Genomic DNA, 23,068 nt, shown 5'->3' with positions numbered 1-23,068 from the left:
AGAGCCGTAATGTGCAAGAAATCTGCCCGATATCGGGCAGCGGGCCATGGAATCCTGCCTCCGGCCAGGGTGCGGGTGACCGGATCGACAGGCTGGGAGCGGGCCTCGGCCGCCGGACGGGCTTGTTCAGGGAGCCCGTCCGGCGGTCCGCTCCTACCGCCCCGCGAGGGGGTTCCTGAGGGTGCCGACCAGTTGCAGGGCGCCGGACGGGTCCGCCAGGTCGACCATCTGCCTGTTGTCACGCAGTTGCAGACGGTTCAGGCAGGACAGCGCGAACTCCTCCGTGAACAGGTCGTACTGCTTGAACTTCTCCGCGAGGTGGGGCACCGACTCCTGGTAGCCGCTCACGCACTCGGCGACCGTCCGCCAGAACGTGTCCTCGTCGAGGACGCCCTCGGTGGCCAGCCCGGCGGCCAGGAAGCGGAAGAAGCAGTCGAAGACGTCGGTCAGCACCGACAGCAGCTTCATGTCCTCGGGGACGTCGGCCCGGACGCGCTCGACCTGGGGCGGCAGCACCGCGTCCGGGTCCATGACCGCGATCTCCTCGGCGATGTCCTTGAAGATCGTGCGGCGCACGGCGCCGTCCTCGATGACCAGGATGACGTTCTCGCCGTGCGGCATGAACACCAGGTCGTAGGCGTAGAAGCTGTGCAGCACCGGGACGAGGTAGGCGTCCAGGTAGCCGCGCAGCCACTGCGCGGGCGTCAGGCCCGACTCGGCGATCAGCACGCCCGCGACGGACGTGCCCTCGTGGTCGGTGTGGAGCAGCGAGGCCATCGTGGCGACCCGCTCGCCAGGCGCCAGGTCCGGGACGGGGCTCTCACGCCAGAGCGCGGCGAGCATCTTCAGGTACGGGGAGCCCTTGGCCGTCGCCGCCTCGTACGCCCGGTGGTGGTAGCCGATGGCCGCCCGCTCCCGGATGATCGAGAACCGGGCCCCGCGCAGCAGCTCGTCGCGCTCGACGAGTCCCGCGAGCCAGTCGTTGATGGCGGGCGTCGCCTCCATGTACGCGGCCGAGAGCCCGCGCATGAAGCCCATGTTGAGGACGGAGAGCGCCGTCTTCACATAGTGCTTCCCGGGGTGGTCGGTGTTGAAGAACGTACGGATCGACTGCTGTGCGAGGTAGGCGTCGTCACCCTCGCCCAGGCAGACCAGGTGCCGCTGCGCGAGCTCTCCGGCGAAGGTGACGGACAGCTTGTTCCACCACTGCCAGGGGTGTACGGGGATGAGGAAGTAGTCGTCGAGGTCGAGGCCCAGGCCGGTCATCGTCTCCGCGAACCGGCCGAGGGTCTCCTCACCCAGTTCCCCGGCGATGAGCGTCCCGTAGTCGAGCCCGGCGCCCGCGGTGAACGTGGCGCGGTCGCGGCGGGCGGCGAGCCAGACCAGCCGGATCTGCGCCGCCGTCTCGGGGGCGTACGCGCGGTACTCGTCCACGCCGAAGCCCAGGCGCCCGTTGTTGGCCACGAAGCACGGGTGGCCCTCGGTCATCCCGGTCTCGATCGCCTGGAAACCGGCGGCGACCAGCTGGGCCGAGGTGACCGGTTCCTTGGTGAGTTTGTACGCGGTTCCGGCCAGGGTGGAGGAGATCTCCTCCAGGTAGACGGGCAGGATCTCCTGGAGAGGCCCAGGGCCGAGCGTAGCTCGATGAAGAAGTCGAGCGCGTCCAGGGGGAGTTCGCCGCCGTGCCGGTGGCGGGTGATGGAGTCGGCGTCGACCTGCCAGTGGTCGAGGGCGAAGAGCCGGGCGGCGAAGCGGTACTCCGTCTCCCCGTCGTCGCTGCGGACCGAGTAGCGGCCCTCGCCCAGCGGGGCCGGGGTCAGCAGGCGCTCGTGGGCGAACTCGGCGAGGCCCTTGCGGATCAGCAGCCGGTTGGCGGTGGCCCAGCGCCCGGGGAGAGGTGGGCGACGCTGTCGGTGAGAGCCGGCATCAGGAGAGACCTCCGGTCGTGGCCTGGAACCGTTCGCGGGTGCACGCGCTGAGCAGCGCGGTCTTCTCCGGCTTGGTGATCTCGCGCAGGACCTCGAAGCCGACGGCCTTGTTCAGGGCGTGCACGGCGTCGTTGCGGACGTCGGGCTCGACGACGACACGGAGTACCGAGGGGTCGGCGAACAGCTCCTTCATCACGGCGGTGATCACGGCGAGCGTGAAGCCGTGCAGCGGGGTGTCGGTGGGGGCGACCAGGAAGTGCATCCCGATGTCGCCGGGCTCGGCCTCGTACAGCCCCTTGAGCTCGACCTCGGCCGGGTCGTAGCGCTCCATGAGGAAGGCGGGCTCCCCGTCGTGCAGCCCGATGAAGGCGTCGTGGTGCGGGTGGGAGGTGATCGCCATGTACTCGCGCTCGACGTCCTCCAGGCGGGCGTCGCCCATCATCCAGAAGGACGCCTTGGGGTGGGTGACCCAGCCGTGCACCAGCTCGGCGTCGGTCAGGGGGTCCAGCGGGCGGATGGTGAGGGTACCGATGGTCCGGCTCATATGGCGAACTCCTGGAAGGCGATGGACTTCTCGACCGGGTAGTACTCACGGCCGAGCAGCTCGCCGATGATGTACGCGTTGCGGTACGCGCCCATGCCCAGGTCGGGCGAGGTGATCGAGTGGGTGTGCGTGCCCGCGTTCTGGAGGAACACCCCGCGTCCTGTGGTGTCGATGCTGTAGTTGCGGGCCACGTCGAAGCGTCCCCGGCTGTCGTGTCTCAGCCGGCCGGCGATCGGTTCCAGGAAGGCCGGAGGGGTGTACTTGTAGCCGGTGGCGAGGATCAGTCCGTGAGTGGTGAGGGAGTAGTCCTTGTCCTGCTCCTCCTGGCGCAGCCCCAGGGTGTACGTGCCCGTCGCCTCGTCGTAGGCGGCCGTGTGGAGCGAGGAGTTGGTGAGCAGGCGGGTGGGGACGGGGCCGGGCAGGTTCTTCTGGTAGAGGAGGTCGAAGATGGCGTCGATCAGTTCGCCGTCGATCCCCTTGAAGAGCCCCTTCTGGCCGGACTCCAGCCGGTAGCGGGTCTCCTCGGGCAGGGCGTGGAAGTAGTCCACGTACTCCGGCGAGGTCATCTCCAGCGTCAGCTTGGTGTACTCCAGCGGGAAGAACCTCGGGGAGCGCGTCACCCAGTTGAGCCGGTAGCCGTGCACGTCGATCTCGGAGAGCAGGTCGTAGTAGATCTCCGCCGCGCTCTGGCCGCTGCCGACGAGGGTGATGGACTCCTTCGCCTGGAGCGCCGCCTTCTCCTGGACGTAGCGCGAGTTGTGCAGCAGGTCGCCGCCCAGGCCCTGGCAGGGCTCCGGGATGTACGGCGGGGTGCCGGTGCCCAGGACCAGGTGGCGGGCGCGGAAGACGCTGTCGTCGGTGCGCACGGTGTAGAGCGCGTCGCCCTCCTCGTACGTGACCGACCGCACGGTCTGCCCGAAGCGGACGCTGCTCAGTTTCGCGGCGGCCCAGCGGCAGTAGTCGTTGTACTCGGTCCGCAGGGGGTAGAAGTTCTCCCGGATGTAGAAGGAGTACAGCCTGCCCCGCTCCTTGAGGTAGTTCAGGAAGGAGTACGGCGACGTCGGGTCGGCCATCGTCACGAGGTCCGACATGAAGGGCGTCTGGAGGTGGGCCCCTTCGAGGAACATGCCCGCGTGCCACTCGAAGTCCGGCTTGGACTCCAGGAAGACACCGTTCAGTTCCCCGATCGGCTCGGTCAGGCACGCGAGCCCGAGGTTGAACGGTCCGAGGCCGATCCCGATGAAGTCGTGGGGGTCAGGAAGCGCGGTCAAGGGATTCTCCCAGGTACTGCTCGGCGTGGCCCGAGATCAGGTCGAGGACCGCGGTGATGTCCTGCGCGGTCGTTTCAGGGTTGAGCAGGGTGAACTTGAGGTACTGGCGGTCGCCGACCTTCGTGCCGGCGACGACGGCCTCGCCCGAGGCGAACAGGGCCTTGCGGGCGTGCAGGTTGGCCCGGTCGATCTCGGCGGGCGCGGTGACGGCGGCCGGGATGTAGCGGAAGACCAGGGTGGAGAGCTGGGGTTCGACGACGACGTCGAAGCGCGGGTCGGCGGCGAGGAGCCGCCAGCCCTCGGCGGCCAGCGCGCAGACCTCGTCGAAGAGCTCGCCCACGCCGTCGGCGCCCATGACGCGCAGCGTCATCCAGAGCTTGAGCGCGTCGAATCTGCGGGTGGTCTGGAGGGACTTGTCCACCTGGTTGGGGATACGTTCCTGCGCCATCCGCTGCGGGTTGAGGTACTCCGCGTGGTACGTGGCGTGGCGCAGGGTCACCCCGTCGCGGACCAGCACCGCCGAGGAGCTGACCGGCTGGAAGAAGGACTTGTGGTAGTCGACCGTGACCGAGTCGGCCAGCTCGATGCCGTCGAGGAGGTGGCGGCGGGTACGCGAGGCCAGCAGTCCGCAGCCGTAGGCGGCGTCCACGTGCATCCAGGTGGAGAAGCGCTCGCACAGGGCGGCGATCTCGGGGAGCGGGTCGATGGAGCCGAAGTCGGTGGTACCGCTGGTGGCGACGACCGCCATCGGCACGGAACCCTCCGCGACGCACTGTTCCAGGGCGCGGGCCAGGGCGACGGTCTGCATCCGCTTGTTGCTGTCGACGGGCACGGAGACGACGGAGTCGGGCCCGAGGCCGAGGAGTTTCGCCGACTTCTGGACGCTGAAGTGGCTGCACTCGGAGGCGAAGATCCGCAGTCGGCCGAAGTGCTCGGGCCGGGTCTTGGCCTCCTCGCGGGCCAGCAGGAGGGCCTGCAGGTTCGACTGCGTACCACCGCTGGTGAAGATGCCGTCGGCGGCGGGGCCGAGGCCGATCCGCTCGGTGGTCCAGTCGATCAGCTTGCGCTCGATGAGTGTGCCGCCCGCGCTCTGGTCCCAGGTGTCCAGGGAGGAGTTGACGGCCGAGAGCACGGCCTCGCCGAGGACGGCCGGGATGACGACCGGGCAGTTGAGGTGCCCCAGGTAACGGGGGTGGTGGAAGTAGACGGCGTCACGCAGGTAGACGTCTTCCAGTTCGTCCAGAGCGGCCGACGAGTCGCCCAGCGGACGGTCCAGGTCTATCGCGTCGATGACGGGTGCCAGCTCGTCGACGCCTATGCCGCTGAAGGGCCGCTCGGTGGCGGCGAGTTTGGCCGCGACCCGTTCGACTCCTGCGGTGACGGAGCGACGGTAGTGCTCTGCGGTCGAGTCGTTGAGCAGGTGCGAACGCATGAAGGGGGTCCTCCCGGGTGAGGGGAACTTCATCGAAACCCTCCGGGCAGGAGAAAAGGGGACGAGGGCGCGATGTCGAAGTAAGGGTAGCCTAACCTAAGTTTTTACGCCTGCCTCCCCCGTCTCCGAAAGAGGCGGACGGGCCGGCCGGATCACGCGTCCTCGGCGGCCACTTCGGCGCGCAGCTGCTCCTCGCTGAGACCGCGGCGCCAGTACCCGACGAACGTCACGCGCTTGCGGTCGAAGCCCCGCTCGTGCACGAGGTGCCGGCGCAGGGCGCGCACCTCGGAGGACTCGCCGGCGATCCAGACGTACGGGGTCCCGGAGGGCAGCTCGGCGGCCCGGACGGCGTCCACGGCGGAGGGCGCGTTCTCGTCCCGCACCAGCCAGTTGACGGTGGCCCGCGCGGCGGTGTCGATGACCTGGCGGTCCTCGGCGTGGTGGACCTCCAGCCAGACCAGGGCGCGCGTCCCGGCCGGGAGCCACTCCAGGGCGGCCGAAGCGGCGGGCAGCGCCGTCTCGTCGGCCCAGATCAGCACCCAGTCGGTGTCCTGCGGGGGGCGGAAGCGTACCGCCGTGTTGTCCTCCACGGCCGGGCCGATGGCCTTGATGAACTGCCCCGGAGCGGCGGCGCTCGCCCAGCGGCAGGCAGGTCCGCCGTCCTCGTGCAGGGCGAAGTCGATGTCGATCTCGTTCGAACCGTCGGCCGCGCGGCGCTGGGCGCGCACCGTGTACGAGCGCAGCACCGCCCGCTCGTCCTCGGGCAGGGCCCGCCAGGCGGCGAACCACTCGCCGTTCCCGTCGACCGGGACGAGCGGTTCCGGCTGTCCGGGGTGCGGCAGGAAGAGCGAGAGGCTCTGGTCCCGGCCGCCGGCCGCGAAGCCGTCGAGTCCGGGGCCGCCGAAGGTGATCCGGAGCATGGTCGGCCCGAGTCGTCGGGTCCGCGTCACCGTCAGTCCGAAGAACCGGAAAGGGGCTGGGTCGGATGCGGTGGCGGTCGTCATGCGGGAGCTCCTCCGGAACGGGACCGGGCGCCGCTTCTGCGGCGACCGGCGACTGCGGTCCGAAGGGAAGGTTAGCCTACCCTTTCTTCTCCTGCCCGGGCGGCCCACCCGCTCCTGAGGCGACGCGCCAACCGTCCCCCGCGCCCCCGCCCTTGGTGGATATCGGACGGTCCGGCGCCCATGGGGTCTTACGTCCGGTAGCGCACCCTATGCGTCAACGGTTGACATGAACCCCACTAAACGCAGTAGAACTCTCGCGCCGGTGACGAACGCTGGGGAGCCGGTCAGATACCGACCGTCGCCTCCAGCCGCTTTCGCGTACCCCGCGAAGGGGCCTGGTCCGGTGCGGTCCGAAGGCACTGAGGATGAATACGAGCGATGTTCGGACCACGCACACGCAGAAATCTGACGACCAGCAGCATCGTGGTGCTGCTGTTGACGGGTCTGCCCCAGCCGGCGTTCGCCGCGCAGGTCGAGGGCAAGGCGCTCGTCGACGGCGTACGCAGCTGGTTCGGGGCAGACGACGACGGCGACGGGAAGAGATCCCGGCCACCCGCGCTTCCCGACGAGGGGGTGCCGGACAACGAACGTCTTCCCGCGGGGCGCGAGGCACCCACACCCAGGCGGACGGCCGAGATCGAGGAGCGGCGCACACCCAGCGCCCGCTACTGGAAGCTCTCGGACGGCAGGGTCCAGGCCGAGGTCTCCGGCACCCCGACGCACTACGAGTCGGGCAAGGAGTGGAAGGCCATCGACACGGCGGTACGCCCCGCCGCCCGTGACGGCTTCAGCCACGCCAACACCACCAACGTCGCCGGGACCCGGTTCGGTTCCGACCCGGACCGGCTCGTCCGCTTCACCACCGAGAACGGCCACGGGGTGACCGTCGGCCTCAAGAAGCCGGCGAAGGCGAAGCTCACCCCCGAGGTGTCCGGCAACGCCGTCACCTACCCGGGCGCGCTGGGCACCGGAGCGGACCTCCGTTACACCGTGGGCCACGGGTCGGTGAAGGAGGACATCGTCCTTACCGCCCCGCCCGCCGGCGGCGCCGCGTACACCTTCACCCTGGAGACCGGGGGCCTGGCGGCCGAGCAGCTGGACAACGGTGCCATCGCCCTCCACAGCGAGAGCGGCGGCCCCGGACGGCCCGAGCTGGTCATCCCCGCCCCGTTCATGACGGACGCGAGGAAGGACGCCGCTTCCGCGTACGGAACGGCCTCCAGCGACGCCGTCGAGCAGAAGCTCTCGGGCTCCAAGGGCTCGTACGAGCTGACCCTGCGCCCGGACGCCAAGTGGCTGGCGGCCCCCGAGCGGCGCTACCCGGTGGTGATCGACCCGACCATCTCGATCGCGCCGACGCCCACCCAGTCCCAGGACGTCATGATCTCCTCGGACGACCCCTCCGCGAACTACGACGGCAACTGGCGGATGTCCGTCGGCGCCACGAGCCTCGGCGGGGCCTCCCGTGCCCTGGTGCGGTTCCCGCTGACCGGCGTACCGGCCGGGGTGAAGCTGGACTCCGCCGACCTGAAGCTGTACTACGACCAGACGCACAGCGCCGGCGACACGAACGTCCCCCTGGCGGCGCACCGCGCCACCGCGGCCTGGGACGAGACCACCGCCACCTGGGCCAGTGCCCGGAACATCACGGGTGAGCTCTCCGGCACCTCGGTCGTCGTCGACGACGGCGACGCCGGGACCACCGCGGCCAAGGGCGCCTGGCCCGCTTCCTCGAACACCGCGTTCACGCAGTACGCGGTCGAGAAGGACTACCTGTTCAACAAGGACGCGGTCGCCGGGGACACGTACACCTGGCAGCCGAAGCTCCCCTCGGACGGCACCTACCGGGTCGACGTGCACAGCGTTCCGGCGTCCGACCGGGCCACCAACGCCCCGTACACCGTGACGTTCGACGGGGGTACGAAGGCGTACACCGTCGACCAGCGCACCGGTACGGGCGGGGTGTGGAAGACGCTCGGCAGCCACCCCTTCAAGGCGGGCAACGCCGGCAAGGTCGCCCTCGGCGACACCCCGGTGACCACCTCCAACGGGGTCATCGCCGACGCGGTACGGCTGACCAAGGACGCCACCGTCACCAAGCGGGCCGGGACCGTCAACACCTGGCACTCCTTCGGGGTCACCGACACCGTCCAGTCCTGGATCAACGGCACCAACGCCAACAACGGCTTCGTCGTCAAGGCCACCGACGAGTCCACCACCGCGCCCAGGGGCGGCCCGCGCTACGAGGCCGCCGAATTCGCGTACAAGGGCGAGAGCGCCAACTTCCCCCGCCTCGTGCTGACCTGGGGCCGCCCCGGAGTCAGCCTCGACACGCCCCGGGTCATCCACTCCACCGGCGCCGAGCTGAACTGGTCCGCGTACGCCGACCCGTCCGCGGTCTCCACGGCCGACGACATCGTGGAGTACCAGGTACACCGCAGCGTGTTCCAGACCTTCACGCCGTCCTCGCAGACCCTGCTCGCGCCCGTGGCGCCCACCGGCAGGTCCTTCACCGACTCCACCGCCACCCCGACCCCGGCCGACTCGGCGGACACCTTCGGGAACGTCTTCTACTACATGGTCGCGGTGAAGACCCGCGACGGGCAGGTGATCCCGGCCCCCACGCAGATCGTCAGACTGCCCACCGCGGGCCGGACGACCGTCGTCCTCCAGGGCGACGCGGCGGACACCACGCTCACCAGCGCCCAGCCCACCACCGGCCACGACGCGGTCACCGAGTCGGGGATCAGCCACCCGTGGCTGTCGGTCGGCAACAACTCCGCCACCTACGGCAGGACGCGGGCGCTGCTGAAGTTCCCCTCGCTGAGCGAGGTACCCGCCGGCGCGCGCGTGCTGGAGGCACAGCTCGACCTGTGGGGCACGACGACCACCACCGGCAGTGACGGCGCCGTCTACGAGCTCCGCGCACTCACCAAGGACTTCGACGAGACCGCCGCGAGCTGGAACAACGCCACCGCCACCACCCCGTGGACGGCACCTGGCGGCGACGTGGGCACGGCGGTCGCGGACACCGTGGGCACGGTCACCAACGACCCGGCCCGCCAGAGCTGGACGCTCACCTCACTGGCCCAGCAGTGGGTCTCCCAGCCCACGGAGAACAAGGGCGTGGCGGTCAAGCTCCGGGACGAGTCCCCGAGCGGCCCCCAGGAGCGCACGGTGTTCCTGTCATCCGAGGCCGAGGAGGAGCAGCTCCGGCCCCAGCTCGTCGTCACGTACATCACCAAGTCCACAGCCTCCACGTACTTCGCCCCCGACACCCCGGCGCGGATGATCCCGGGCGACGAGTACGGCATCGACGTCACCCTCACCAACACCACGACCACCGAGTGGAAAGCGGCCGACCAGGCCCTCTCCTACACCTGGTCGCTGCCCGACGGCACGGACGCCACGACCGGCGGCAACCAGCTCCGGACACCGCTGCCCAAGGACGTCCTGCCCGGTGAGACCGTCACCGTCAAGGCGCAGCTGAAGACCCCGATCAACTCGGACTCCGGCAACAAGCGCCTCGACTACGTCCTCAAGTGGGACCTGCGCAACAACACGGCGGGCACCTGGCTCTCGGCCACCGATTCCATCCCGCCGCTCGCGCAGAACGTGCGCGTGGAGGACCCGACCTCCGACCAGCTGGGCATGGAGAAGTTCTTCTCGTACTCGGGGAAGAACACCGGTGGCGGCGGCACGCTCATGAACAACGTGTACGCGGGCAACACCGTCTGGCAGTACAACGCACTCAGCAACCCGGGCCGCGGCCTGTCGACGTTCGCCCGCTTCGCCTACAACTCGCTCGACACCTCGGACACCGTCCTGGGCCACGGCTGGTCGGCGCAGGCCGCCTCTCCGCTGCGCCTGGGCGCGGCGCTCGACTTCCACCCCAACCCGAACCCGCGCGAGGTGACCCTGCCGGACGGCGACGGCACCTCGCACATCTTCCGCAAGCAGGACGACGGGTCGTGGAAGGCGCCCGCGGGCGTGCACTACCTGCTGGAGCAGGGCTCCGGCGTGGACTGCACGCCGAACAAGGACGGTGACCCGCAGGCGTGGTCGCTGACCCGTCCGGACCGTACCCGGTTCTTCTTCGACTGCGACGGCTACGTCACCTCGACGGTGGACAAGAACGGCAACACACAGCTCTTCACCTACGAGGAGCGCAAGTCCAACAACAAGCCGGTCAAGTTCCTCCGGTACATCACCGACCCGGCCGGCCGGCAGTCGCTCACCCTGGACTACTACTCCAAGGCGGAGAGCAGCAACCCGAAGATCATCGACCACCTCAAGTCGATGACCGACATCTCGGGGCGCAGGCTGACCTTCGCGTACTCGGACAAGGGGCTGCTCACCACCCTCACCGACGGCGCGGGCTCGGCCCAGCCGAAGGTGTTCCGCTTCGAGTACGACGCCACGCAGGGCAACAAGAACGTCAAGCTGGTCAGGACGACCGACCCGCGCTCCCATTCCACCTCGCTCGACTACTACTACCCGAACGAGGGCGACGACCCGAAGTTCCACTGGCGCACCCAGCAGATCACCGACCGCCTCGGCGGCACCACGGGCTTCGTGTACACCGACCCGGACGGCACGGCGGGCTCGGTGATCGAGACCAAGGTGACGGACGCGGAGAACCACGTCACCACGCAGGTGCTCGACGGGTACGGGCGTGCCACGCAGATCACGAACGCCAAGTCGGAGACGACGAAGCTGAACTGGGACGCGGACAACAACGTCACCCGGCTGGAGGAGGCCAACGGGGCGGTCACCACCTGGGTCTACGACCAGAAGACCGGCTACCCGCTGGAGCAGAAGGACGCCGAGGCCAACAAGAACGGCACCCCGGCCCGTACCTACACCTATTCCACCGGCCTGAACGGCCATATCGCCGATCTCTTCGAGAAGCGGTCCCCCGCGGGCCGCACCTGGAAGTTCGGGTACGACACCCGGGGCAACCTGACCTCGGTCACCGACCCCAAGGGTCTCGCCACGGCGACCCCGGACGACTACACGGCGAGGTCCGAGTACGACACGTACGGCCAGCTGACGAAGTCGATCGACGCGAACGGTCACGCGACCGTGAACAGCGACTTCCAGCCGGTGGGCTACCCGGCGACGATCACCGACGCCACCAACGCCCGGTCCACCTTCGTGTACGACGAACGCGGCAACGTCAGCAAGGTCACCAACGCCAAGGGCGCCGTGGTCACCCAGACCTACGACACCTTCGCCCGCCCCCTGGAGAAGAAGGAGCCGAAGGACCAGGCGTCCGGGGACTTCATCACGACGCCGGCCCCCGTCTACGACGCGAACGACAACATCACGCGGACGTTCTCGCCGAACGGCTCGCCGTCCGACTCCGTGTACGACAGGGCCGACCAGCTCACCGCGGCGACCATGCCCGGTGACGAGGCGACGGACCCGGTCCGCAGGACGACCGCCACCTACGACAAGGTCGGCAACGTCACCACGATCACCGACCCCCGGGGCAACGAGACCCCGACCGTCGGGGACCACACCTCGACGACCCGGTACGACGCGGTGTACCAGCCGGTCGAAATGGCCGACTCGGACGGCGGGAAGGTCACCACGGCGTACGACAACGTCGGAAACGTCGTCAAGGTGTCCGACCCGAAGAAGAACGCCAGCGCCGACCCCGACGACTACACCACCTCCTTCACCAACGACCTGAACCACCGCGTGGTGAAGACCACGGACGCCATCGGCAACTTCACCACCGTCAGGTACGACCTCGACGGCCTCACCGTCGGCAAGACGGACTCCGAGGGCAACGAGGCGCTCGCCACGTACGACGAGCGCGGCGGGCTCGTCGAGTCGAAGGTGCCGTTCTCGAAGGACGGTGCGGGAGGCGTCACCTACCGCACCACCAGGTACGCGTACGACCAGGTGGGCAACCGCACGAAGACGATCACGCCGCGCGGTGTCGAGACCACGGACGACGACAGCGACTTCACGTCGGAGACCGTGTACGACGAGCTGAACCGGGTCAAGGAGGAGCGGTCGCCGTTCGACAAGGACGCGACGCGCTACAGCACACCCGACTCGACGTTCTACTTCTACGACTCCGTCGGCAACCTGAGCTCCGTATCGGCCCCGCCGTCGGACGGCCAGAGCGTCCGCAACATCACCGAGTACAGCTACTTCGACAACGGCTGGACCCGGACCGCGAAGGACCCGTGGGACATCTCCACGTCCTACGAGTACAACGACCTGGGCCAGCAGACGAAGAACACCATGACCTCGGCCGGTGGGTCCCAGCAGCGCACCATGACCTGGGACTTCTTCGACTCCGGTAACCAGCGGGCCCGCTCCGACGACGGTGTGCCCGTCGGCAAGCAGGTGGTCCTGGTCGACAGCTCGGACTTCAACAACTCCACCAACCGGGGCAACTGGGCGCGATCCCAGGCCGAGCAGCAGTACGGCTACGACACCTACTCGCACCCGGCCGGTTCGGGCGCGGACCAGTTCGTGTGGCAGCTGAACATCCCGCAGAAGGGCACCTACGAGGTCCTCGTACGCCACCCGAAGATGACGGGGGCGGCGAGCGACGCCAAGTTCACGATCGACCACAGCGGTGGCAGCGTCACCAAGACCGTCAACCAGACGCAGAACACCGGCACGTGGGTCTCGCTCGGCAGCTACGCGTTCGTCGAGGACGGTCCGCAGAAGGTCAGCGTCAGCGACCAGGCCAACGGAACGGTCCTCGCCGACGCGGTGAAGCTGGTCCGGTCCAACACCGGCGAGACCGACACCGAGAAGAAGGACTTCACCTACAGGTACGACGCCAACGGCGCCATGGTGGAGGTCAAGGACAACTCCTCCGGCGCCAAGATCGACACGTACCGGATCGCCTACGACGGCGGAAACCGCATCTCCAAGGTCGAGGAGGTCGCCGCCGGCACCGTCAAGCACTCCACCGCGCTGACCTACGACGCCAACGGCAACCCCGTCACCTCCACCCACGACCTGACCTGGTCGAAGATCGAGTACGACGCGCGCGAGCTGGTCGCGAAGGTGACCAACGCGGACTCGGCGACGGCGGGCAACCAGCAGGTCACCACGTTGTCGTACACCGCCCGGGGGCAGCTGCTCAAGCAGACCCGGCCCAACGGCAACACGCTCGACATGTCCTACTACCTGGACGGCTCGGTCAAGCAGTCCGTCGAGAAGACCTCGGGCGGAACCGTCGTCTCCCAGCACGACCTGGAGTACTCGCCCAACGGGCACCGCTCCAAGGACGTACTGAAACTGATGAACGCCGACGACAACTCGGCGTACATCAACAACACCCACACCTTCGAGTACGACCCCCAGGACCGGGTCACCAAGGCCGAGAAGACCGGTGACTCGCCGGCCACCGAGTCCTACACCTACGACCGCAACAGCAACGTCATCGAGCAGACGGTCGACGACGTCACCACGACCCAGCGCTACGACCGCAACCGGCTGCTGAGCGCGAGTGCCGAAGGCATCTCCTCCACCTACAACTACGACCCGCTCGGCCGGCTCGACACCGTCAGCATCGGCGGCGAGACCGCGCAGAAGTACACCTACGACGGCTTCGACCGCCAGGTGAAGGCCCGTGCGGGGTCCGGTGCGGCGGCGGTGACCACGTCCTACACCTACGACCCGTTCGACCGGACCGTCTCCCAGGTCACCTCCGGCGCCGAGTCCAAGACCACGGCGTTCACCTACCTCGGTCTGGACAGCCAGGTCCTGCGCGAGGAGCTGGACGGCAAGGCCGACAAGTCCTACCAGTACCTTCCGTCCGGCCAGCAGGCCACCCAGATCAAGCACAAGGACGACGGCACCAAGGAGTACTCGCAGTACACGACCAGCCCGCGCGGCGACATCGAGGCGATCACCAAGGAGGATGGCAGGACCCGCGCGACGTACGGGTACACCGCGTACGGCAAGGACGACGCGTCGCAGTTCACCGGCGCGGACAAGCCGGATGCGGGGAACGCGGGCAAGGAGTCGTACAACGCCTTCCGGTTCAACTCGTCCCGCTGGGACAAGGGCTCCGGCACGTACGACATGGGCTTCCGCAACTACGACCCCGGTCTGAACCGCTTCACGACCCGCGACTCCTACGGCGGGGCGCTCGCCGACATGTCGCTGGCCACGGACCCGTTCACCGGTAACCGCTACGCCTTCGCGGGTGGCAACCCGGTCACCTTCGTGGAGCTGGACGGCCACCTGTTCGGCCTGTCGCTGTCCGACATCGGTCATGCCGCACTCGACGTGGTCGGCCTGATCCCGGTGGTCGGCGAGGTCGCGGACGTCGCCAACGGCATCTGGTACGCGGCCGAGGGCAACTACGCCGACGCCGCCCTGTCCATGGCCTCCGCGATCCCGCTCGTGGGGTACGGGGCGACGGCCGTCAAGGCCGGCAAATACGCGAAGAAGGGCCTCGACGCGGCCGACTCGGCCGGAGACGCCACCAAGGCCGCGGACAAGGTCGACGACGTCGCCGACGCGAGCAGCACGGCCCGCAAGGCCGACGGTGACACACCCGGGGCCCCGAAGAAGGAGCCCGAAGCGCCCAAGTGCACCAACAGCTTCGTTCCCGGAACCCGGGTGGTGATGGCCGACGGCTCCACCAAGGCCATCGAGGAACTGCGCGAGGGCGACCACGTCCTCTCCACCGACGTCGAGTCCGGTGACACCCGCAGCCGGGAGGTGACCGACACCCTCAGCAGCAAGGGCGGAAAGGACCTTGTCACCCTGACCGTCGACGTGGACGGCCGGGACGGGAAGCGGACCGCCAACATCACCTCCACCGAGGCGCACACCTACTGGCTGCCCGACGCGGGCCGCTGGGCGGAGGCGGTCGACCTCGAACCCGGCGCCTGGCTGCGCACCTCCAGCGGCACCTGGGTCCAGGTCACCGCGGTCGATCACCAGCACCGCACCGCACGCGTCCACAATCTGACCGTCGACGCCGTCCACACGTACTACGTGGTCGTCGCGGGGCAGAGCGTCCTCGTACACAACGCGAACTGCGGACCGGCCGAGGTCACGGTCAAGTACCAGCAGGGGATGTCGAAGTTCGAGTTCGCCAAGAAGGCGGCGGCTCTGCAGAAGCTGAGCGACCAGGGGAAGCTCTTCAAGGCGCCCAACCCGGTCAAGCGCAACAAGCAGATCACCAAGAACTACAAGGGTGACCTGATCAAGCGGGTCTACGACCAGTACGGGTCGACGAACCCGGCCTTCGCCGACAAGCTCAAGGACCGGATTCTCAACCGGATGGACCCCGACCACGTCCACGAGCTGCAACTCGGCGGTGCCGACGCGGCCGGTAATCTCAAGATGCTGGACCGGTTCACCAACTGGCACATCGGTACCCAGCAGATCTGGCCCCAGATCAAGAACCTGGACGATTTCACCCCGATCAAGATCAAGGTCGAATGGTAGGTGTGCACGGTGAATGACGAGCTTCGGCGGGTCGTGGAGGAGTTGCGCGTGGCGGTCTCCACCCAGGAGGAGTGGCGCATGATGAACTCGCTGCCCGCCGGAGCCGGCCCCGAGAGCATCGGGGCCGGGCTGCCGGAACAGGTCAGGGAGTTTCTGACCGTCGCCGACGGAGCGACCTGTGGTGACGTCACCGTCTTCGGTGCCACCACGGTCGACGGGATGCAGTTCCACACCGACCCGGTCGAGGGGGCCCCGGTCACCCTCGGCCGTGCGGAGTGGTTCTGCCCCGGGGTCGTCTCCGACGAGCCGTTCTTCGTCAACCGGTCGTCGGGCGAGGTCTGGTACTTCCCGGACACCGGGGTCGAATGGTGGATGTCCGCCGCGTTCGAGAAGGCGGCGGACGACTTCACCACGTTCTTCCTGGAGTGGGTGGCGGGCCCGGAGTACGCCCGGCTCTCCGCCACCGGCCCCGACGACTCCTGGGCGGACGTGCTGAGGCACGTGGGCCGACTGCGGCTGTGAGAGCCGCCCCCGCGGGCCTCGGCGCGCGGGGGAGTCCGTCGGCGCCAATCGGATGAATCGGCGGGCCCCGGAGACACTGTCTCCGGGGCCCGTTCGCCGTTCTCCGGGGGAGTTCTTCAGGTGTGTCATGGCGGACGACCTCGGTAGACGGAGGAGCCGCCCGCCGGAAGGTGACGCGGTGGGTGTGCCAGGCGGTACCTGCGGCCCGGTTCGTCGCCGGGAGGATCGGTGCCGACGTGGGGTGAGGCCGCTCGCAGACGTACATCGCAGGGGGTTATGGCGTGGGCACCATGACCTGGTGGCTCTGAAGACGGACGACAGTGACGGTCGAGGAGGAAGGGCATCCCGGTGCTCGACTTCGGGGGACCGGACTCGGCGGAGGACGTCGACGAGGCGATGCGGATGCGGCCTTGACGCTGATCACGTGTAAGGCGGACGAGGAGACCGTTCGGGCGGCAGAGGAAGTGGGCTCCGTTCCGGGCCGCTCCACGGACGTACCGGACCACGAGACGATGATCCGTCTGCCCGCGCACATGCTTCAGTTCAACCCCCGCCCGGACAGTGAGGACAACGGTGGCAACAGCGGTACGTGAAGCCCTCGCAAAGGCGCAGCGCTCAGCGATGCACCTGGAGATGCGGGACAGTTACATGCGGGATGACCCCGAGTTCATCCGCTGGCAGGAAGGTCACCGGTACGACCCGGCCGACCGTGAATCGTGGTGGCGCTCGTGGCTGGACGTGGTGGCCGAGACGACCGGCCGGGGTGTGGTCATGCGGCGGCTGCAAGTCGTGTCCGAGCCGCTGAGCGACTACGTCCGGTACGAGTACGACGGCACCTTCACCAATGTCGCGGCGGGTGAGGATGTGCGTTGGCTGCCCCGTTCGCGGGCGCGTGATCTGCTGCTCCCCGCGCTGGACGGGTGGGTGATGGACAGGGAAACCGTGATCCTTCACCACTTCAGCGGCGAGGGGCAGTGGACCGGCCCGCGCATGGAGGTACTCCACGATCCGGCGTTGGCCGCACAGTACGCGACGGCCTATGAGGCAGCATGGCAGCGCGCGATCCCTCACGCGGAGTACCGGCCGGACTGATCACGCACCATGGCTCTTTCCCCATCCTCCAGTGCCCAGCAGGCCCGGCGGGCTCTCGCGGATCGTCTCGCGGAACTCTGTCGGGATGCCGGCCTGTCCGGGCTCGACCTGGCCGAGCGCTGCGAGTGGAGCCGGTCCAAGTCGTCCCGGATCATGAACGCCAGAACGCCCCCGTCCCCCGGCGACAGCCGGGGCAATTCGCGTGCAACCTTAAGCAGTCGCCTGTGACTTGACCGACGCTGCCCCAGCAGCGCGCGACAGCACGAGGCCCCGACCGTCCGCCAGGAGAAGGTGGACGACCGGGGCCGGTTCGGGGCGCGAGGCGCACAACTGCCGGGCGTACACCGGCCAGGTGCGGTACCTAGGGGGCAGGGCCGCCGCCCCCGCCGCTGTCGGCGCGCAGCCTTGCGACCAGGCACGCCCATTCGATCTCCGCTCTGTCGTGCTCCTACGCGGCAGCCATCGCCATGGGAGCGGTGCGGCGGGGAGCGATCACACAGCATCAGGCAGAGGAACGGCTGGCTCTGCTCGCTGAGCGACAAGCGTCCCTGGAGCGGACTCCCCCGCCATTCATCTACGCAGTGCTGGACGAAAGCTGCATCAATCGCCCGGTCGGGGGGCCGGGGGTCATGGCAGGTCAGCTGGACCGGCTCATTGCGGTTGCCGAGCTGCCGACCACAGTGTTGCAAATCGCTCCGTACGCCCTCGGTGAGCGGCGAGCCTTTGACCTACCGGTCAGGCTCGTCACGCTCCCTGATCGGACGATGGTTGTCTACGCAGAGTCGGCAACTCAGGGGCGCCTAGACCGAGATAGCCGGGTCGTTCTTCCCATGTTGACGGCCTACCATCAGCTACAGGCCGAAGCCCGCTCGCAAGCGGACTCCGTGGCCATGATCGAACAGCTTCGAAAGGGTGCACCGTGACCGAACCGCAGTTCTTCAAGTCCTCGTACAGCAGCAACGGCGGCGACTGCATCGAGATCGCGGCCAACCTTGCCGTCTCCCACGACATCGTCCCCGTCCGTGACTCCAAGAACCCGAGCGGCCCGGTTCTGAACTTCCCCGCAGGCTCGTTCGCCTTCTTCATCGCGAGCATGAAGGCCGAAGAACTCAGCGTCTAACCACTCAGCCCACAGCGGCCCCATGCCGAATCGCCCTCTTGGGCGGACTCCGTGGTCGTGATCAATGTGGAACGAAAGGGCAAACCGTGACGACCAATTCCCCCCGTTGGTACACGTCCTCCTACAGTGAGAACGGCGGCCAGTGTGTCGAGGTCGCCGCAAACCTCGTCGCTTCGCGCAGTGTGGTCCCCGTCCGTGACTCCAAGAACCCGAGCGGCCCTGTTCTGAACTTCCCCGCAGGCTCGTTCGCCTCCTTCGTGGCGGGCGTGAAGGCTGAAGAGTTCGGTACTGTCTGACCAGTCGGCCAACCCGCACCGGTTCGAAGCGGCCCCATTGTGCATCGCATGGTGGGGCTTCGCTGTGCCCGGACCACGTGCCTCCGGAGCGCGAGGTGTGAGCCCGTGCAGGCTGTGACCGGATGGTCCGTTCACAGCGGAAGGCCGCCGTGCGCTGCGCCGCCGCACGCGCACGGCGGCCCTGTAGCCGTAGGTTCCGACCCTCAGGCCGGCAGCCCCAGCTCCCGCGCGATCAGCATCCGCTGCACCTCGCTCGTGCCCTCGCCGATCTCCAGGATCTTGGAGTCGCGCCACATGCGGGCCACCGGGTACTCGTTCATGAAGCCGTAGCCGCCGTGGATCTGGGTCGCCTCGCGGGCGTTGTCCACCGCCACCGTCGACGAGTACAGCTTCGCGATCGCCGCCTCCTTCTTGAAGGGCTCGCCCGCCAGCAGGCGCGAGGCCGCGTCACGCCAGCCGACGCGGGCCATGTGCGCGCGCGTCTCCATGTCAGCGATCTTGAACTGGATGGCCTGGTTGGCGCCGATCGGCCTGCCGAAGGCGTGGCGCTGCGCCGCGTACTTCACCGACTCGTCGACGCAGCCCTGGGCCAGGCCCGTCGACAGGGCCGAGATGGCGATCCGGCCCTCGTCCAGGATGCGCAGGAACTGCGCGTACCCGCGCCCCTCCTCGCCGAGCAGGTTCGCCGCCGGGACACGGACGTCGCTGAAGGACAGCTCGCGGGTGTCCGAGGCGTTCCAGCCGACCTTGGAGTACGGGGCGGCGACCGTGAAGCCGGGGGTGCCGGACGGCACGATGATCGCGGAGATGCGCGGGGCGCCGTTCTCCTTGCGGCCCGTCACCGCCGTGACCGTGACCAGCTCCGTGATGTCCGTACCGGAGTTGGTGATGAAGCACTTGGAGCCGTTGAGGACCCACTCACCGGCCGCCGCGTCGAGGACCGCCGTCGTACGCGTGCCGCCCGCGTCCGAGCCGCAGTCCGGCTCGGTCAGGCCGAACGCGCCGAGCGCCTCGCCCGAGCAGAGCCTCGGCAGCCACTGCCGCTTCTGCTCCTCCGTACCGAAGCGGAACACCGGCATCGCCCCCAGCGAGACCCCGGCCTCCAGGGTGATCGCCACGGACGAGTCGACCCGGGCCAGCTCCTCCAGGGCGATGCCGAGGGCGAGGTAGTCGCCGCCCATGCCGCCGTACTCCTCGGGGAACGGCAGACCGAACAGGCCCATCCGTCCCATCTCGCGCACGATCTCGTACGGGAACTCGTGACGCTCGTAGAAGTCGCCTATCTTCGGCGCGACCACGTCGTGGGCGAACGCCTCGACGGTGCGCCGCAGTTCCTCGTGCTCGGCGGTCAGCCGGTGGTCCAGGGACATGGGGGATCACTGCTCCTTGTGGGACTGGGACCGCGTCGGCTGCTCCGAGAGCGCGCGGACGGTACGGGAAGGGCTGGGCCGGCCCAGGTGTCCGGCGAGCCACACACTGGTGGCGGTGAGCTCGGCGAGGTCGACCCCGGTGTGGATGCCGAGACCTTCGAGCATCCACACGAGGTCCTCGGTGGCGAGGTTGCCGGTGGCGCTCTTCGCGTACGGGCAGCCGCCGAGGCCGCCGGCCGAGGCGTCCACGGTGCTCACCCCGTGCTGGAGCGCGGCCAGCGTGTTGGACAGTGCCTGGCCGTAGGTGTCGTGGAAGTGCACGCCGATGGCGTCCGTGGGGACACCCTCCGCGTTGAGCGCGGAGAGCAGGGACCGCACATGGCCCGGCGTGGCCACACCGATCGTGTCGCCCAGGGAGAGCTCGTCGCAGCCCAGGTCCATCAGCGCCCTGGCGACGCGGACGACCTGGGCGACCGGGACGGGCCCCTCCCACGGGTCGCCGAAACACATCGAGAGGTAGCCGCGCACGTGCACCGCGCCGGCCTTGGCGCGGGCCACGACCGGTTCGAACATGGCGAGCGACTCGTCGACGGTCCGGTTGAGGTTGCGCGCGGCGAACGTCTCGGTCGCCGACCCGAACACCGCGATCCGGCGGGCGCCCAGCGCGAGCGCCCGGTCGAGGCCGCGCTCGTTGGGGACGAGGACGGGCAGTGCGACGTCCCCGACGTCCGCGATGTCGCCGAGCATCGGGAACAGCTGCTCCGCGTCGGCCAGCTGGGGAACCCACTTGGGGTGCACGAAGCTGGTCGCCTCGATGGTGGTGAGCCCGGCGACGGCCAGCCGGCGGACGAACTCCGCCTTCACCTCGGTCGGGACGACCGCCTTCTCGTTCTGGAGGCCGTCGCGGGCCCCGACCTCGTGGATGCGGACCCGGGGCGGCAGCCCCTCGGCGGGCACCCGCTGGGGAAGTCCCCCGGTCATGATTCCTCCCCGGCGGTCACGACGGCCAGCACCTGGTCCATGGCGACGGTGGCGCCCGCCGTGACGTCGATCGCGGTCACGGTCCCGGCGTGCGGCGCGGAGATGACGTGCTCCATCTTCATCGCCTCGACGACGAGCAGGCTCTGTCCGGCGGCCACCTCGTCCCCTACGGCGACCTTCACCACGGTGACGGTCCCCGGCATGGGCGCGGCCAGCGTGTCGAGCCCGGCGCGGCCCGCGCCGCTGAGGGACGCCTCCACCGGGTCGTGGTCCTGGACGTGCCAGGTGTCGCCGTCCCGGCCCAGCCAGCTGCCCTCGGGCGAGGTGGCGTGGTCGAAGGTGTGGGTCAGGCCGTCGATCTCGACGGTGATCCGGTGGCCGGACCCGACGACGAGCCGGGCCGCCCGCGCGCCCGGCTGCGGCGGGACCGGCCCGCAGGCGTCCGTCTGGACGTCCCCGGCCCGGCCGCCGCCGTCCGCGGTGAGCCCGATCGTCAGCTCGGCCCCGGTCGGCCACGGGCGCAGCGCGGTCCGCACCGGCTCGTGTCCGGGCACCCGGAAGTGCCGGACGACCGGAGCCGGAGTGCCGCCCATACGCCAGCCGTCCGGCGCGGAGAACGGGTCCGCCCAGGTGCCGGGCGGTGCGGCGGGGGAGGACTGCCGCAGCAGCGCGGCCGCCCCGTACACCTCCTCGGGTACGCCGTCCGGGACCAGGCCCGCCACCTCGCGCTCCACGAGACCGGTGTCCAGCTCGCCCGCTGCCACCGCCGGGTGGGCGAGCAGCCGGCGCAGGAAGCCCGCGTTGGTCGGGACGCCGAGCACCACCGTGCCCGCGAGGGCCGCCCGCAGCCGGCGCAGGGCCGTCGCCCGGTCGGGGCCGTACGCGATGACCTTCGACAGCATCGGGTCGTACGTGCTGCCGACCGCCACCCCCTCGCTGAGCCCGGAGTCCGTGCGGACCCCGCCGCCCTGCGGCTCGCTCAGCCGCAGCACCGTACCGCCGGAGGGCAGGAAGCCCCGGGACGGGTCCTCGGCGCAGACGCGGGCCTCGATGGCGTGACCGGTGAGTGTGATGTCGTCCTGCCCGTAGGGGAGGCGTTCGCCCGCGGCGATCCGCAGCTGCCACTCGACGAGGTCGAGTCCGGTGATGAGCTCGGTCACCGGGTGCTCGACCTGGAGGCGGGTGTTCATCTCCATGAAGCAGTACGCGCCGGGGTCGTCGCCCGGCACGATGAACTCCACCGTGCCCGCGCCCACATAGCCGCAGGAGCGGGCCGCCTGCACGGCCGCCTCGCCCATCGCGGCCCGGGTCGCCTCGTCGAGCAGGACCGAGGGGGCCTCCTCGATGATCTTCTGGTGGCGGCGCTGGAGGGAGCACTCGCGCTCACCGAGGTGCACCACGTTCCCGTGGCCGTCGGCCAGGACCTGGATCTCGATGTGGCGCGGGCGGTCGATCCACCGCTCCACCAGAAGGGTGTCGTCGCCGAAGGAGGCGCGGGCCTCGCGCCGCGCCGCCGCGATCTCGTCCGCGAGCAGGCTCTCGTCGCGCACCAGGCGCATGCCCTTGCCACCGCCGCCCGCCGAGGGCTTCAGCAGGACGGGCATGGCGATCTCGCGGGCGGAGGCGGCCAGTTGGGCGTCGGTGAGCCCGCTGCCCGAGGAGCCGGGAACGACCGGGACGCCCGCCGCCGCGACCGTCTCCTTGGCCCGGATCTTGTCGCCCATCAGCGAGATCGCGGAGGCGGGCGGTCCGATGAAGACGAGACCGGCCTCGGCGCACGCCTGCGCGAAGCCCGCGTTCTCCGCGAGGAAGCCGTACCCGGGGTGGACGGCCTCGGCGCCGGTGCGCCGGGCGGCGTCCAGCAGACGTTCCACGCAGAGGTAGCTCTCGGCGGCGGGCGCGGGCCCGATCCGTACCGCCGTATCGGCCTCCCGTACGTGCCGGGCGTCCGCGTCCGCGTCGCTGAAGACGGCGACCGACCGCACGCCGAGCTCGCGCAGGGTCCGGATGACCCGGACGGCGATCTCGCCTCGGTTGGCGACCAGAACAGTGCTGAACATGGAA

General features: G+C 69.3%; 14 protein-coding genes and 2 pseudogenes. 8 read left to right on the top strand and 8 right to left on the bottom strand.

Annotated features, from left to right (window positions below):
- Positions 1–153: 153 nt before the first annotated feature.
- From Sfulv_RS10010 to Sfulv_RS09990, 5 genes and pseudogenes are all read right to left on the bottom strand, one after another.
- Positions 154–1,927 (bottom strand): annotated as a pseudogene (locus Sfulv_RS10010) (IucA/IucC family protein).
- Positions 1,927–2,472, bottom strand: coding sequence for a GNAT family N-acetyltransferase (locus Sfulv_RS10005; RefSeq protein ID WP_173313365.1), 546 nt, complete (start codon positions 2,470–2,472; stop codon positions 1,927–1,929). Before Sfulv_RS10005 ends, Sfulv_RS10010 begins: the two are co-directional and overlap by 1 nt.
- Complete coding sequence (locus Sfulv_RS10000) at positions 2,469–3,743, bottom strand: lysine N(6)-hydroxylase/L-ornithine N(5)-oxygenase family protein (protein ID WP_173313364.1); 1,275 nt, start codon at positions 3,741–3,743, stop codon at positions 2,469–2,471. Before Sfulv_RS10000 ends, Sfulv_RS10005 begins: the two co-directional genes overlap by 4 nt.
- Positions 3,727–5,175, bottom strand: coding sequence for a pyridoxal phosphate-dependent decarboxylase family protein (locus tag Sfulv_RS09995; protein WP_173313363.1), 1,449 nt, complete (start codon positions 5,173–5,175; stop codon positions 3,727–3,729). Before Sfulv_RS09995 ends, Sfulv_RS10000 begins: the two co-directional genes overlap by 17 nt.
- A 152-nt stretch (positions 5,176–5,327) precedes the next feature.
- Complete coding sequence (locus tag Sfulv_RS09990) at positions 5,328–6,179, bottom strand: siderophore-interacting protein (RefSeq protein ID WP_173313362.1); 852 nt, start codon at positions 6,177–6,179, stop codon at positions 5,328–5,330.
- Positions 6,180–6,557: 378 nt separating this feature from the next.
- Here Sfulv_RS09990 and Sfulv_RS09985 point away from each other — a divergent pair, with 378 nt between their 5' ends.
- From Sfulv_RS09985 to Sfulv_RS09960, 8 genes and pseudogenes are all read left to right on the top strand, one after another.
- The gene (locus Sfulv_RS09985; RefSeq protein ID WP_173313361.1) at positions 6,558–15,623 is read left to right on the top strand and encodes a golvesin C-terminal-like domain-containing protein; all 9,066 of its coding nucleotides are present in this window, start codon (positions 6,558–6,560) and stop codon (positions 15,621–15,623) included.
- Positions 15,624–15,632: 9 nt separating this feature from the next.
- The gene (locus Sfulv_RS09980; RefSeq protein ID WP_173313360.1) at positions 15,633–16,145 is read left to right on the top strand and encodes a hypothetical protein; all 513 of its coding nucleotides are present in this window, start codon (positions 15,633–15,635) and stop codon (positions 16,143–16,145) included.
- 410 nt (positions 16,146–16,555) lie between these two features.
- Positions 16,556–16,738, top strand: a complete 183-nt coding sequence (locus tag Sfulv_RS29785) for a hypothetical protein (protein WP_179763841.1) — start codon at positions 16,556–16,558, stop codon at positions 16,736–16,738.
- A complete protein-coding gene (locus Sfulv_RS09975; protein ID WP_344571344.1) occupies positions 16,719–17,237 on the top strand; it encodes a DUF6879 family protein in 519 nt (172 codons plus the stop codon). The genes Sfulv_RS29785 and Sfulv_RS09975 overlap by 20 nt, the downstream gene beginning before the upstream one ends.
- 9 nt (positions 17,238–17,246) lie before the next feature.
- On the top strand, positions 17,247–17,465 hold the full coding sequence (locus Sfulv_RS09970; protein WP_371874653.1) for a helix-turn-helix domain-containing protein: 219 nt from the start codon (positions 17,247–17,249) through the stop codon (positions 17,463–17,465).
- 221 nt (positions 17,466–17,686) lie between these two features.
- A pseudogene (locus Sfulv_RS30240) lies at positions 17,687–18,160 on the top strand (DUF5753 domain-containing protein); the annotation flags it as partial.
- On the top strand, positions 18,157–18,357 hold the full coding sequence (locus tag Sfulv_RS09965; protein ID WP_173313359.1) for a DUF397 domain-containing protein: 201 nt from the start codon (positions 18,157–18,159) through the stop codon (positions 18,355–18,357). The pseudogene Sfulv_RS30240 and the gene Sfulv_RS09965, both read left to right, overlap by 4 nt.
- 86 nt (positions 18,358–18,443) lie before the next feature.
- Positions 18,444–18,653, top strand: a complete 210-nt coding sequence (locus Sfulv_RS09960) for a DUF397 domain-containing protein (RefSeq protein WP_173313358.1) — start codon at positions 18,444–18,446, stop codon at positions 18,651–18,653.
- Positions 18,654–18,856: 203 nt separating this feature from the next.
- On the opposite strand, the gene Sfulv_RS09955 is transcribed toward Sfulv_RS09960, so the two are convergent.
- From Sfulv_RS09955 to Sfulv_RS09945, 3 genes are read right to left on the bottom strand one after another with little or no spacing between them, the layout of a single operon-like run.
- On the bottom strand, positions 18,857–20,023 hold the full coding sequence (locus Sfulv_RS09955) for an acyl-CoA dehydrogenase family protein (RefSeq protein WP_173313357.1): 1,167 nt from the start codon (positions 20,021–20,023) through the stop codon (positions 18,857–18,859).
- A 6-nt stretch (positions 20,024–20,029) separates the two neighbouring features.
- A complete protein-coding gene (locus Sfulv_RS09950; protein ID WP_173313356.1) occupies positions 20,030–21,004 on the bottom strand; it encodes a hydroxymethylglutaryl-CoA lyase in 975 nt (324 codons plus the stop codon).
- Positions 21,001–23,064 (bottom strand): ATP-binding protein, encoded by a 2,064-nt coding sequence (locus tag Sfulv_RS09945; RefSeq protein WP_173313355.1) that lies wholly within the window; start codon positions 23,062–23,064, stop codon positions 21,001–21,003. Before Sfulv_RS09945 ends, Sfulv_RS09950 begins: the two co-directional genes overlap by 4 nt.
- Positions 23,065–23,068 lie beyond the last annotated feature (4 nt).

This window comes from Streptomyces fulvorobeus (assembly GCF_013167895.1).
In the GTDB taxonomy this organism is placed as follows: Bacteria; Actinomycetota; Actinomycetes; order Streptomycetales; family Streptomycetaceae; genus Streptomyces; species Streptomyces fulvorobeus.
The sequence above is the reverse complement of the archived record's forward strand: the minus strand, read 5'-3'. Positions and strand labels throughout refer to the sequence as shown.

What these genes read in the sequence shown, in the direction of transcription:
- Sfulv_RS10005 (WP_173313365.1), bottom strand. Translation starts at nt 2,472, where the DNA reads ATGAGCCGGACCATCGGTACCCTCACCATCCGCCCGCTGGACCCCCTG.
- Sfulv_RS09995 (WP_173313363.1), bottom strand. Translation starts at nt 5,175, where the DNA reads ATGCGTTCGCACCTGCTCAACGACTCGACCGCAGAGCACTACCGTCGC.
- Sfulv_RS09990 (WP_173313362.1), bottom strand. Translation starts at nt 6,179, where the DNA reads ATGACGACCGCCACCGCATCCGACCCAGCCCCTTTCCGGTTCTTCGGA.
- Sfulv_RS09985 (WP_173313361.1), top strand. Translation starts at nt 6,558, where the DNA reads ATGTTCGGACCACGCACACGCAGAAATCTGACGACCAGCAGCATCGTG.
- Sfulv_RS09970 (WP_371874653.1), top strand. Translation starts at nt 17,247, where the DNA reads ATGGCTCTTTCCCCATCCTCCAGTGCCCAGCAGGCCCGGCGGGCTCTC.
- Sfulv_RS09955 (WP_173313357.1), bottom strand. Translation starts at nt 20,023, where the DNA reads ATGTCCCTGGACCACCGGCTGACCGCCGAGCACGAGGAACTGCGGCGC.
- Sfulv_RS09950 (WP_173313356.1), bottom strand. Translation starts at nt 21,004, where the DNA reads ATGACCGGGGGACTTCCCCAGCGGGTGCCCGCCGAGGGGCTGCCGCCC.
- Sfulv_RS09945 (WP_173313355.1), bottom strand. Translation starts at nt 23,064, where the DNA reads ATGTTCAGCACTGTTCTGGTCGCCAACCGAGGCGAGATCGCCGTCCGG.